The sequence below is a fragment of the Streptomyces sp. CA-278952 genome (assembly GCF_028747205.1).
GTDB lineage: Bacteria > Actinomycetota > Actinomycetes > Streptomycetales > Streptomycetaceae > Streptomyces.
Genome location: NZ_CP112880.1, coordinates 5,553,149 through 5,565,910, shown reverse-complemented (window position 1 = coordinate 5,565,910; position 12,762 = coordinate 5,553,149). Strand labels below are relative to the sequence as shown.

General features: G+C 68.4%; 10 protein-coding genes. 6 read left to right on the top strand and 4 right to left on the bottom strand.

Translation table 11 applies throughout. The features are described from left to right. The first annotated feature begins 2 nt into the window (after nucleotides 1-2). The 6 genes from N7925_RS24880 to N7925_RS24855 all read left to right on the top strand — a co-directional run bounded on the left by N7925_RS24880 (nucleotide 3) and on the right by N7925_RS24855 (nucleotide 7,477). Complete coding sequence (locus tag N7925_RS24880; protein ID WP_274345213.1) at nucleotides 3-311, top strand: hypothetical protein; 309 nt, start codon at nucleotides 3-5, stop codon at nucleotides 309-311. 159 nt (nucleotides 312-470) lie between these two features. Further along, the gene (locus tag N7925_RS24875) at nucleotides 471-974 is read left to right on the top strand and encodes a hypothetical protein (protein ID WP_265601664.1); all 504 of its coding nucleotides are present in this window, start codon (nucleotides 471-473) and stop codon (nucleotides 972-974) included. A 193-nt stretch (nucleotides 975-1,167) separates the two neighbouring features. Continuing rightward, on the top strand, nucleotides 1,168-2,994 hold the full coding sequence (locus N7925_RS24870) for an FG-GAP-like repeat-containing protein (protein WP_274345212.1): 1,827 nt from the start codon (nucleotides 1,168-1,170) through the stop codon (nucleotides 2,992-2,994). A 111-nt stretch (nucleotides 2,995-3,105) separates the two neighbouring features. Beyond that, nucleotides 3,106-3,702, top strand: coding sequence for an acyltransferase (locus tag N7925_RS24865; RefSeq protein ID WP_274345211.1), 597 nt, complete (start codon nucleotides 3,106-3,108; stop codon nucleotides 3,700-3,702). A 194-nt stretch (nucleotides 3,703-3,896) separates the two neighbouring features. Next, the gene (locus N7925_RS24860) at nucleotides 3,897-5,231 is read left to right on the top strand and encodes a glycosyltransferase (protein ID WP_265601661.1); all 1,335 of its coding nucleotides are present in this window, start codon (nucleotides 3,897-3,899) and stop codon (nucleotides 5,229-5,231) included. Continuing rightward, complete coding sequence (locus N7925_RS24855) at nucleotides 5,228-7,477, top strand: glycosyltransferase family 4 protein (protein WP_265601660.1); 2,250 nt, start codon at nucleotides 5,228-5,230, stop codon at nucleotides 7,475-7,477. Before N7925_RS24860 ends, N7925_RS24855 begins: the two co-directional genes overlap by 4 nt. 87 nt (nucleotides 7,478-7,564) lie before the next feature. Here the strand turns inward: N7925_RS24855 and N7925_RS24850 are convergent, their stop codons facing one another. Genes N7925_RS24850 through N7925_RS24835 form a run of 4 tightly spaced genes read right to left on the bottom strand, consistent with a single transcriptional unit; the run spans nucleotide 7,565 to nucleotide 12,600 of the window. Beyond that, nucleotides 7,565-8,851 (bottom strand): nucleotide sugar dehydrogenase, encoded by a 1,287-nt coding sequence (locus N7925_RS24850; RefSeq protein ID WP_265601659.1) that lies wholly within the window; start codon nucleotides 8,849-8,851, stop codon nucleotides 7,565-7,567. A 4-nt stretch (nucleotides 8,852-8,855) separates the two neighbouring features. Then, nucleotides 8,856-10,469 carry a glycosyltransferase family 2 protein gene (locus tag N7925_RS24845; protein WP_265601658.1) on the bottom strand — a complete coding sequence of 538 codons (1,614 nt, stop codon included), beginning with the start codon at nucleotides 10,467-10,469 and terminating at the stop codon, nucleotides 8,856-8,858. Beyond that, entirely contained in the window at nucleotides 10,466-11,485 is a 1,020-nt protein-coding gene (locus N7925_RS24840) for a Gfo/Idh/MocA family protein (protein WP_265601657.1), read from the bottom strand. Before N7925_RS24840 ends, N7925_RS24845 begins: the two co-directional genes overlap by 4 nt. After that, the gene (locus N7925_RS24835) at nucleotides 11,482-12,600 is read right to left on the bottom strand and encodes a DegT/DnrJ/EryC1/StrS family aminotransferase (protein WP_274345210.1); all 1,119 of its coding nucleotides are present in this window, start codon (nucleotides 12,598-12,600) and stop codon (nucleotides 11,482-11,484) included. Before N7925_RS24835 ends, N7925_RS24840 begins: the two co-directional genes overlap by 4 nt. Nucleotides 12,601-12,762 lie beyond the last annotated feature (162 nt).

Here is a 12,762-nt window from a genome sequence, read left to right as displayed (position 1 = left end):
CCGTGGCCGCCCAGTCCATGGCCATCACGGCACGGGCCAAGGTCCTTTCTTTGCTGCTTCCCCTCGTCGGCGCCGCCTCCGTCTTCTTGAGCACGACGAGCAATGAGGGCGAGGAAGCGACCCCACTGATGCTGTATGTGGCGATCACCCTCAGTCTGACCCTCGCACGAGTGATCTTCGCCAAAAACATCCGACGTCAGCTGGATCTGAAGCGTTCCGGAAAGCCGATGGAGGAGATGACAGGGCCACAGGCCGCTGTCTTCCTGCTCACCCTTGCGGCAATCATCGCCGCCATGGCCGCATTCCTCTGAACAGAACCTTCCCGCGGACGATCGACCCACGTGGAATCTCAAAGTTTATTCCCGATCTCGCTCCACCCCCACCCTGCCTTCTGTTCCAGGAAACAGCTCGGACAGATAAACAAAAACAGAAAAACAAAAACATTCACAACAAACAGGAAGGTTATCACCATGAAGCGCCTGAACCGCATGATGACTGCCACTGTCGCAGCTGTGGCCTGCATTACCGCAGCCGCGACAGTAGCGTTCGCCGGCGAAGCCGAGAGTAATCCCGCGACCCGCCTGGCCAACGAAGCCCCGTCATCCCTCGTAGAGGATTTCAACTACCCGCAGGCAGACAAGATCAAGGAAGAGCGCGGCATCGTCCTCAAGCGCGGCGACGGTCACATCGTTCTCGCGGAATGCGGTTCCAGCAGTGACCTCATGGTGGTGTATTCGCGCACCACCGGTCAGACGTGCTTCCGCACCACGGGGGATGTCGGATACCTCAGCGTGGAAATTCCTGCCGTGTACGGAATAAAGGGAAGCACTTCACATGAGACCGACATCACTCTGACGGCCGAAAATAGTGAGCAGAAAGTCGCCCTGGCCAAGGCTGAGTGGAAGGGCGTCGGCCAGTCCACAGATCCGCAGGGCCGCGACCACACGCTCATCGAGCTTTCCACCTCCGCATAGTCCTCTACGCGCGGACGCCGCCTGATCATCTCTCCAACCGTTCACCGCAACTGCCCGCCCATCGCAGGCCAGTCTGCCGCGGTGGCCCTGCGGCGGTGGCGTTCCCACGTTCTCGCAACCTCTCTGCGCGCACCTGAGCTGCGATGCACAGTCCACATGAGGAGCCCTTGTGTCTTTGAGATCTTCCCGCCGTGTGCGGAGTACAGCTCTGCTCGCGGTGGTCGCCGCGACCGGTGCACTGACCGTTACGTCCCCCGCGCAGGCCGTGGTCGGTGACGCGGTCACCGGCGGCTCGTACGCCTTCACCGCGAAGCTCGACATCGGTGAGGGCGACGCGAAGCGTGCCTGCACCGGTTCGCTGGTCGACGCCCAGTGGATCCTGACCGCGAGCAGCTGCTTCGCGGCGGCCGGGCAGCCGGCCTTCCCGCTTCCCGCCGGCGCCCCCGCGCAGAAGACCACGGCGACGATCGGACGCACGGACCTGACCGGTACGGGCGGCAAGGTCGTCGAGGTGACCGAGCTGGTCTCGCGCACCGACCGTGATCTGGTGATGGCCAAGCTGGCCCAGCCGGTCACGGACATCGCGCCGGTGCTTCTCGCGGACACCGCCCCGGTGGCGGGCGAAAGTCTGCGGGCTCTGGGTTACGGCCGTACCGCGTCGTCCTGGGTCCCCGACCGGCTGCACGCCGGCTCGTTCGCCGTGAGTGCGACCGGTGCGACGACAGTGGCCGTCACCCGTGACGGCGGCGCGATCTGCAAGGGCGACGCCGGCGGTCCCGCTCTGCGCGAGCAGGACGGCAAGGTCCTGCTCGCCGCCGTCCACAGCACCTCCTGGCAGGCCGGCTGTTTCGGCTCCGATGAGACCCGCCCCGGTGCGGTGGAGACCCGCACCGACGACCTCACCGACTGGGTCACCCAGGTCCGCGGACTGCCCCAGGGGTCCCAGGTCGCCTCCGGTGACTTCAACGGCGACGGTCGCGAGGACATCGCCGCGTTCTACGACAACGGCACCTCCACGGAGGGTGCGAACAGGTCCTCGCTCTTCGCCTTCTACAGCAACGGCACCGGCTTCGACGAGCCCAAGAGGGTCTGGAGCACCCCGGGCGGCTTCACCTGGAGCAAGAGCCAGCTGACTTCCGGTGACTTCACCGGCGACGGCAAGGACGACCTCGCGGTCCTCTACGACTCCGGCGCCTCCGACACCGGCGCCGTCACCTCGCTGTACACCTTCGCCAGCACCGGCACCGGCTTCAGCTCGCCCAAGAAGACCTGGACCACCCCCGGCGGCTTCACCTGGAGCAAGAGCAAGGTCACCTCGGGCGACTACAACGGGGACGGCAAGGACGATGTCGCCGTCTTCTACGACGGCGGCACCTCCGACACCGGCCAGGTGTCCTCCCTCTACACCTTCAACAGCACCGGGACCGGCTTCGCCAACCCGCGCAAGACCTGGACCACCCCCGGCGGCTTCACCTGGTCGGCCGGCCAGGTGACCTCCGGCGACTACGACATGGACGGCAAGGACGACATCGCCGTTCTCTACAACGGCGGCAAGTCGGCCGACGGCCAGTTCGCCTCGTCGCTCTACACCTTCACCAGCACCGGGACCGACTTCAACAACCCGCGCAAGACCTGGACCAGCAGCGGCTCCTTCAACTGGAACGCCACCAAGCTGACCTCGGGCGACTACAGCGGAGACGGCCGGGACGACGTCGCCGTCCTCTACAACCGCGGGACCACGCAGGAAGGCGTGCACCAGTCCGCGCTCTTCACCTTCGCGAGCACCGGCACGGCCTTCGCCGCGCCCCGCGAGGTGTGGACCAGCACCGGATCCTTCTCCTGGGCCGCGAGCCAGCCGGTCTCCGGCGACTTCAACAAGGACGGCAAGGCCGACGTCGGTGTCCTTTACCACGCCGGGACCTCCGTCGACGGCCGGCGCATCGACGCCCTGTTCACGTTCACCAGCACCGGCACCGACCTCAAGGCACCGGTCAAGCACTGGACCGGCAGCGTCGTCTGACGACGCGCTCCCCGCGTGCCGGACTGCGCCCTGCCCACCGCCCCGCACGCGGGGCGGTGGGCAGGGCACCCTTATGCTTTCCGGGCGCATCAGCTCTCCGAAAGGCATGCCGTGAACTACAAGGTCCAGCCCACCGCCCAGGTCGACGAGACCGCCGAGATCGGGGCCGGTTCCAGCGTCTGGGAGCTGGCGCAGATTCGCGAGGGAGCCAGGCTCGGTGAGGGCTGTGTCGTCGGCCGCGGCGCCTACGTCGGCACCGGTGTGCGCATCGGTAACAACGTGAAGCTGCAGAACTACGCCCTCGTGTACGAGCCGGCCGAGCTCGGCGACGGCGTCTTCGTCGGCCCCGCTGTCGTCCTCACCAATGACCACAACCCCCGCTCGGTCGACCCGGACGGCAAGCAGAAGCGCGGCGGCGACTGGGAGGCCGTCGGCGTGAAGGTCGCCGAAGGCGCGTCACTCGGCGCCCGCTCGGTCTGCGTCGCGCCGGTCCGTGTCGGCCGGTGGGCGATGGTCGCGGCCGGAGCCGTGGTCACCAAGAACGTCCCGGACTTCGCCCTGGTCGTCGGTGTGCCGGCCCGGCAGATCGGCTGGGTCGGCCGCAGCGGGGTCCGTCTGGTCGCCCGTGAGGACGAGCCGGAGCTGTGGGAGTGCCCGCAGAGCGGGGCGCTGTACGAGGAGAAGGACGGGGTGCTCGCGGAGCGCTGACGTTCGTTCCCTCCGCAGGATCCCGGCCGGTCCCGTCGTTCGGCTGTTTCGTCACATGCCCTGTGCGCCTTCGCAACAATCCGCAAACAATTTGGCCACCAGCCTCGTGTGGCCCATGTCAGCACGATAGGAGGGAACATGGCTCGGGTAGGCTCACACTCGCCGTAACTTGCGAGGAAGGGTTTCCGATCACCATGCCGCCTGGACCACCTGGACGCCGACCGCGCGTTCTCTACCTCGCATATTATTTCCCACCCAGCCGTGCGAGCGGCGTATTTCGGGCCAGGGCGACGGCAAACCATTTCGCCGAAGCCGGTTGGGACGTAACTGTCTACACCGCTCCGCGTGAATTCTTTGAGACCTATCTCGATAATGCCTGCGACCACTCCCTCGAGGAGACCGTGGACTCCCGCGTTCATGTCGTCAGGCCCCCCATGTCGTACTACGCATGGGAGAAGGACGTCCGGCAGTTCGGCAAGTTGCGCAGGAACTTCCCGACCGCGGCCGCGAGTCTCTACAAGATGTTCCAGAGCAAGGTATTCCCCGAGCACTATCTGACATGGATTCCCGGAGTCCTTTCCAGCGCCGTCAAGGCACACTTCAAGGAAAAGTTCGACCTCGTCATAGCGACAGGCAACCCGTTTGCCTCATTCGCGGCAGCACAGACGTTGGGCCGCCTGCTTCGCATCCCCTACGCGGTGGACTACCGCGATTCGTGGACCTTCAACCAGTTCACCGAAGAGCTGAAGTTCCCGGAGGGCAGCAAGGCATTCGAGTGGGAGTCCAAAGTCCTGCGCGACGCCTCCGAGATCGTTTTCGTGAATGACGGGATGCGGCAGTGGCACATCGATCGCTACCCGGACGCCGCCGACCGCATGACCGTGGTTCCGAACGGCTGGGAGCCCGAACTGCTCGGTGCGGCTGAATACGTCCCGCCGAATGAGAAACGCCCGTTGCGCTTCGGATACCTGGGCACAGTCACCTCTTACCTGCCCCTCGAAGAGCTATTCGACGGCTGGCGCCTCGCCCGCAGCCACCCGCTGCTTCAGGACGCCGAGCTCAACATTCACGGCCATCTCGGATTCTTCCCCTCCGACGTGGCTCCCCTGATGGAGCGGCTTCCGCTGTCGGAGGATATCGGCGTGCATTACCGTGGCGCCTTCGACAAGACCGAAGTCAAGTCTCTGTATGCGCAGACCGACGCGTTGGTGTTCTGCGTTCCCGGTGCGCGCTACGTAACCTCCGGCAAGGTCTTCGAGTACATGGCGTCGGGCAAGCCGATCGTCTCCGCCCATCGCCCCGACATCGCGGCCGCCGAGGTCCTCGACGGCTACCCGCTCTGGTTCCACGGCGACGAGTTGAGCGCCGAGGACGTCGCTCGGTCGTTCATCGAGGCGGCTGAGGCGGCACGCGGAGGCGACCGGACCCAGCACGCACTCGCGGTCAAGCACGCTCACTCGTACACCCGCACGGCCACGCTCGGGCCGTGGGAAGAACGCATGCGCACGCTGGTGGAGGGAACCCGATGAGCACAAGTACCCACGTTCTCTACCTCGCGCTCGGCGAGTACCGGGTACGTGCCACACGGGTGCACGTCGAGAGGCTGGCGGCCGAAGGACGCGACGTCGTTCTGGTCGTCGCCGATCGCGAGGAATGGGACGACCTGCCCACGCTCCCCGGTGTCCAGGTCATCCGAGTGGCGCAGAACAAGAAGGGCTCCGTCCAGCGCAACGCGCGCAACCTCGTCGTCGCTCGAAAGGGGCCGCTGCGCAATGCCGACCTGCTCGTCGCGGGTGACGCGCAGTCCTTTCCGACGGCATGGGCCGCCCTGCGTCGGCGTCCGGGGCTCGAATTCCGCCTCGAGCCGTACGCAGAGACCAGCAGGACCACCGAACCGGCGGATCTGGCCGTCATCACGCCGTGGTACCCGTCGCCGAACAACCCCTTCGCCGGGTCGTTCGTGCAGGCGGCGACCGAGGCCGTCGCAGGAAACTACGGTCGTGTCTCGATCCTGCACACCGAGGACTGGGCGGGCAGCGCGGACCCGATGCTCGAGGACGCCATCAAGGTCACAGCGGACCGCTTCCTGGATCGTCGTGACCTGGTTCCGGTGCTCGAAACTCCGGAAGGCTCTCTCACCCGGGTCCCCGTTCCCCTGACCACCCGTCGCCGCTACGCGAGTTGGGTCGGCGCTCAGACCTCGGCACTGCGCAGGACACTGCCCACCGGCCGTATCGAATCACCCGTCATCCACGCCCACACCGCGATCTACGGCGGAGTGATGGCGATGCGCCTTGCCCAGCCGGACGCACGCATCGTGGTGACCGAGCATTCCACCTTCCTGGCCAAGATCTTCAAGCAGCCGGCCGGACGCAAGCTCTACAACCAGGTGCTGAACCGCGCGGACGAGTTCCTCTGCGTCGGTAGTTACCTGCGCGACCAGATCGTGCAGGAATTCCCCCACCACGCCGACAAGATCCGCGTCGTGCCGAACGTCATCAACTTCGAGCAGTTCACGCCCGAGGCCAAGCCTTCCGAGAAGCTGCTGAAGTGGCTTTACCTCGGCCGGCTGATTCCGCACAAGGGCGTGAAGACGCTACTCGAAGCCTTCGCGGAGGTCGCCGCGAGTGAGCCGGAAGCCACGTTGACCATGGTCGGCTCCGGCAACCTCCAGGAAGAACTGATCGCCCGGGGCCAGGAGCTCGGCCTGGGGGGCCGGTTTCGGATTCTGCCGCCGGTGCGCCCCGAGGAGGTCAACGGGCTCATGCACCAGTACGACCTCCTGGTGCATCCCAGCCACTTCGAGACCTTCGGCATGACCATCGTCGAGGCCAACGCGGCCGGCTTGCCCGTCCTGGTGACACGCAGCCACGGTCCCGAAGAGACACTGGCGGGCATCGAGGACCTCGCGGGCGCGCTCATGGACGTGGACGAGGATCCCAGGACTCTTGTCACCGCGTACTGGGGCCTGCGGGAGCGCTTCTCGCAGCTCGACCTGGCGAAGGCGCGCGCGGTCCTGTTCGCGAAGTACAGCCGTGAAGTCGTCGGCGACCAGTTGATGCAGCTGTACGAAGGCCGGGCGCCGGCCGTCGAACCCGTCGTCGAGGAGCACGTCCAGCCCGCGGAGCCGCCGGCGGCTCTCACGGAGGCCGTTGTGGCGGAAGCCAGGACGGACATCGTCCAGGCAGATGCTGCGCCCGGCCGGGTCGTCCTGCTCGCTTTCACCCCCGGCCGGCCGCGTCGTGTCGCCGACTTCGCCAACTTCCTGGCAGACAGAGGGGTAGAGGTCGACCTGGTGACCGCGCGAGGGGGCATCTGGGACCGTGCCGGGCTCGACAGCCGCGTCAAGCTGCTGAACGTGGAGTCCGCCGAACGTCGGCTGGTGATCCCCCGGGGGGAACGATTCGTCGTCTACCGGGTACCGCGTGCCGTCTTGAAGCGCGCCGACCGGCTGGCAAGGAAGCGCCGGGACAGGGCGACCCCGGAGATCGCGGTGAAGTTCGTCAGGCGTAAGCACGACAAGATCGCCGACAGCTTCCACAAGAAGATGTTCCAGCCCGGCTACAAGCTGATGCGCCCCCGCCTTTTCGCCAAGATCGCCCAGCGTGACGCGGTGCCGCAGCTACAGCTCGACGTGACCGGCCACGTATTCGTCTGCGACACCAACGCGACGGTGACCGGGTGGCAGATAGCCCAGGCCCATCCTCATCTCCAGGTCACCAGCAGCATGTCCCGCAGCCCGTTCGAGCACCTTCCGGTCCTCGACGGCTCCTGACGACCCGGCGCCGGGCCCCTTCCGGAACGGAGTGGGGCCCGGCGTTTCCGCCGGGCCCCACTCATAGCTCGTCGGTTGGGGCTGAGCTCACCCGCCGATGACGACGCGGCGTACGCCCGCCCAGTTCGCCGGGTCCGTGGTGCGGCGCCCGTCGACCAGGACGCGAACGTCCGGGAGGTCGGCGGCGGCCAGCTCGCGGTACTCGGCGTGGTCGGCCTGGAGGATCGCGGCGGTGACGGCCTGGTGGCTGTCGTGCGGAACGAGGCCGAGGGCGGTCAGCTCCTCGGGGGTGTACATCGGGTCCGAGACGAAGGGCACGGCGCCCCGCGCCTTCAGGGCCTCGACGACGCCGAAGACGCCGGAGAACGCGGTCTCCTTGACGCCGCCGCGGTAGGCCGCGCCGAGCACCAGGACCCCGACGCCGTCCAGGTCGCCGTAGGCGGCGGCCAGCAGGTCGACGGCGTACGCGGGCATCGCGGCGTTGGCCTCGCGGGCCGAGCGCACGACGGTCGCCTCCGGGTCGTTCCACAGGTACATCCGCGGGTAGATCGGGATGCAGTGGCCGCCGACGGCGATGCCGGGCTGGTGGATGTGGCTGTAGGGCTGGCTGTTGCAGGCCTCGATGACCTTCTTGACGTCGATGCCGTTCTGGCCGGCGAAGCGGGCGAACTGGTTGGCCAGGCCGATGTTGACGTCGCGGTAGGTGGTCTCGGCGAGCTTCGCCAGCTCGGAGGCCTCCGCCGTGCCGAGGTCCCAGACGCCGTTGGGGCGGGGCAGGTCCTCGCGCTCGTCGAAGTCGAGGACGGCCTCGTAGAAGGCGACGCCGCGCTCGGCGGACGCCTCGTCGATGCCGCCGACGAGCTTGGGGTAGCGGCGCAGGTCGGCGAAGACCCGGCCGGTGAGCACCCGCTCCGGGGAGAAGACCAGGTGGAAGTCCTCGCCGGGGGTCAGACCCGAGCCCTCGGCCAGCATCGGCGCCCAGCGGGTACGGGTGGTGCCGACCGGCAGCGTGGTCTCGTAGCTGACCAGGGTGCCGGGCTTCAGGCCGGCGGCGATGGCCTTGGTGGCGGAGTCCATCCAGCCGAAATCGGGGGTGCCCTCGGCGTCCACGAAGAGCGGGACGACGACCACGACGGCGTCGGAAGCGGCGACCGCTGCCGTGGTGTCCGTCGTGGCGGAGAGCAGCCCGGCGCCGACCGTCTCCTTGAGCAGGCGGTCGAGGTCGTGCTCACCGGGGAACGGCTCGGTGGCCGCGTTGACGAGTTCGACGACCTTCTCGTTGACGTCCGCGCCGATGACCTTGTGGCCCTTGGCGGCGAACTGCACGGCGAGCGGAAGCCCGATCTTGCCGAGCGCGACTACACAGATATTCATCGGGTTACTTCCTCTTCGACCTGGACAGCGTGCGGCGCAGCCGTGCGCCCACGCTGGGCTTCGGTTCCCGAAGGGGCGCCGTCGTGATCACGAGCCGGCCCTTGGCGTTGGTGTTCGCCGCCACGCGGTGGGGGTCGTGGGTCCCCCAGCGGCGGGCCAGCGGCATCGGCTGCCCTTCGGTGCGGACCGGGATCTCGTACGGGGTACCCGCCACGTCCACGTAGAGGCGGGCCCCCCTCTTGGTGCGGGTGAGCGCCAGCGGGATCCGGGCGGTCAGCAGGGTGCCGCCGTCCTTCGCCGCTTCGGCGGTGAGCGTGCCGTCGCGCTCCGGGCGCGGGGCGTCCGCGGGCAGCTTGCGCGCGCCGGACTTGTCCGCGCTCTGCGGCATGGCGCCCTGGGCGAGGGCGACGACGGCCGAGGAGGTGTCGCCGGTGATACCGGCGCGCAGCCGCAGGACGCAGGCGAAGTCCGTGCCCTCCTGCTCCCAGTCGGCCGACTCCAGCCGTGTGCCGGCGGAGAGGCGGCCGGCCACCGACTCGCCGAGCACCTCGTAGTACCGCTCGTCGAGGCCGACGGCCGCGTCGCGGAATCCGGGGTAGGAGGCGAAGGCCCGGTCGCCCTCCAGCAGGAAGGGCGGTGCTCCGTGCTCGGTCTCATCCGCGATGGCGCGGGTGAGCTCGTCGACGGCGCCGCTCCGGGCGAGGCCGAAGCGCACCCGGCGCTTGACCCCGGTGCCGTCGCGCAGACCGTCGGTGAAGTGGGCCTCCACCAGGGCGCCGACGCCTTCGCACACCTGACGGCGGGTGTCGGCGTCGAGCGTGGGGAAGTCCTTCTGCAGGAGCTTGGTCAGCTCCCAGTCGAAATGCCGCTTGAACACGGCGTCACGCCGCGCGCCGGCGGGGATCAGGGCGGCCGTGTGCTCCATGATCCGCTGGACACACCGGAGCCGGGCCAGGTGGTTCGCCCGGTAGGTGATGTTGCTCGCGTCACCGCGCTTGACCGCGTAGTAACAGGTGTAGTCGGAGATCACGGAGATCTTCCGGGCCCGGACGCACGCCTCGATGGTGAACGGCTGGTCGCTGCCGACCGGCATGTCCTCGGGGAAGCGGAGCCCGTGCTTCTCGACCAGTTCCCGGCGGAAGAGCTTGGTGTTGGCCAGGGTGAAGGGCAGCGCGGAGTCGTCGAGGGTGACGTCGCGGTTGCCCGTGTACAGCTTCTGGTGGACGTAACGCCCGTTCGTGCCGACCATCTTGCCGACGACCACGTCGGACCCGTTGGCGTCGGCGCAGGCGACCATCCGCTCCAGCGCCTCTTCGCCGAGGTGGTCGTCCGAGCCGATGAAGTACACGAAGCGACCGGTCGCCAGGTCGAGGGCGCGGTTGCTCGGAGCGGCAGGTCCGCCCGAGTTCGGCTGGTGGACGACGGTGAAGACGTCCGGGTACCGCTGCGCGAAGCGGTCGAGCTCCTTGCCGCTGTCGTCGGTCGAACCGTCGTCGACCGCCACGACCTGGAGCCGCTCGTGCCCGATGCTCTGGCCCACCAGCGAGTCGAGGCACTCGGTGAGGTAGGGCATCGTGTTGTAGACGGCCACGACCACCGTGACATCGGGTGTGGTCACCTTCTGGGCTCCTGCTCCTGGTCCGCCGGGAGCAGCACCGTGGTGCCGCTGGTGGCGGATTCCAGCACGGAGGCGGCCACCTCTACCGTACGGAGCCCCTGGCGCAGGGTGCAGATGTCGGCCGGCTTGCCCTGTACGGCGTCGCGGAACAGCTCGTGCTCGACGAGCAGCGGCTCGCGCTTGGGGATGGCGTACCGGATCATGTCGCCCTCGGAGACCCCGCGGAAGGCGCGCAGCGCCTCCCACTCGGTGGTGACCGCGGCGTTGGAGTGGAAGGTGAGGTCGGCGGTGAGGGTGTCGGCGATGAAGCAGCCGCGCTCACCGGTGACCGAGGTGAAGCGTTCCTTGAGCGGGCTCAGCCAGTTGACCAGGTGGTTGACCATCGTGCCGTCGGACAGCTGGCCCACGGCCGAGACCATGTCCTCGTGCGGGCGGCCGGACTTGGAGACGGTGTGGGCGGCGATCGAGGCGTACGTCCGGCCCGTGACCCAGCCCGTCAGGTCGATGTCGTGGGTGGCCAGGTCCTTGACCACGCCGACGTCGGCGATCCGGTGCGGGAACGGGCCCTGGCGGCGCGTGACCACCTGGTAGACGTCGCCCAGCTCGCCGGCCTCCAGGCGGGCGCGGAGCGAGAGGAGCGCCGGGTTGCAGCGCTCGATGTGGCCGACGCCGGCCACCAGGCCGCGCGACTCGAACGCGTCGACGAGGCGGCGGGCGCCCTCGACGGTGTCGGCGAGCGGCTTCTCGATCAGGGCGCTGACACCGGCGTCGGCGAGCTGGAGGCCGACCTCCTCGTGCAGCGCGGTCGGGCAGGCCACGACGGCGTAGTCGATGCCGAGGGCGATGAGCTCCTCGACGGTGGCGAGGACGGGGGCGCCCTGGGCCCAGCCGTTCTTGTCGCCCATCGGGTCGACGACGCCGACCAGCTCGACACCCTCCAGGCTCGCGAGGACGCGGGCGTGGTGGCGGCCCATGGAGCCGAGGCCGATGAGTCCGGCCTTCAGTACGGTGCTCACAGGTTCTCTCCCAGGGAGTTCACCGCTGCGACGATCCGCTCCAGGTCGCCCTCGGCGAGCGAGGGGTGGACGGGCAGCGAGACGACCTCGGCGGCGGCCCGCTCGGTCTCGGGCAGGTCCCAGGTGCGGCCGGCCTTCTGGTCCGGCTCCCAGTAGGGCTTGAGCCGGTGGATCGGCGTCGGGTAGTAGACCGCGTTGCCGATGCCCGCCTCGGTGAGCTTCGCCATCGCGGCGTCCCGGTCACCGCTGATCCGCACGGTGTACTGGTGGTAGATGTGCCGGGCGCCCTCGGCGACCGGTGGCAGGGTGACGCTCGGGGCGGTGATGTTGGCGTCGAAGTAGGCGGCGTTGGCACGGCGCTGCTCGGTCCAGCCCTCGACCTTGGCGAGCTGTACGCGTCCGACGGCGGCGTTGACGTCCGTCATCCGCATGTTGGCGCCGACGATCTCGTTGGCGTACCGCTGCTCCATGCCCTGGTTGCGCAGCAGACGCAGGGTGCGGGCCAGTTCGGCGTCGGCCGTCGTGACCATGCCGCCCTCGAGGGAGTGCATGTTCTTGGTCGGGTAGAAGCTGAAGGTGCCGCCAGCGCCGAACGCGCCGACGGGGGTGCCGTTCAGCGCCGCGGCGTGGGCCTGGCAGGCGTCCTCGACGACGGCGAGCTTGTGCTTGTCGGCGATGGGCATGAGCTTGTCCATCGCGGCGGGGTGGCCGTAGAGGTGCACCGGCATGATCGCGGCGGTGCGGGGGGTGATCGCGGCTTCGACCGCCGCCGGGTCGAGGCCGAAGCTGCCCGGCTCGATGTCGGCGAACACCACGTCGGCGCCGACGAGGCGGACCGCGTTCGCGGAGGCGGCGAAGGAGAAGGAAGGAACGATCACCTCGTCGCCGGGGCCGATGCCCAGGGCCAGCAGCAGCAGGTGGAGGGCTGAGGTCCCCGAGTTGACGGCGACGCAGTGCCGGTCGTCGACCAGGCGGGAGAAGCCCTCCTCGAAGGCCGCGACCTCCGGTCCCTGCACGACGCGACCGCTGCGCAGCACGCGTACCGCGGCCTCGATCTCGTCTTCCCCGATGACCGGGCGGGCAGCAGGAATCGGCTGCTCGTTGATGCTCGTCATGAACGTCCTCCTTGAACACCGCAAGAGCTCGTTACCAGGCAGAGCTCCGAGGTGCGGGACGTCTTACCGAGGTCGCGCGTAACCCCACCGGCGCGATGCCGACGCCCTGCCGGGGAATCCGGCCCGAACGGTATCTTCGCCGGGCCTTGTCACCAACCGTAG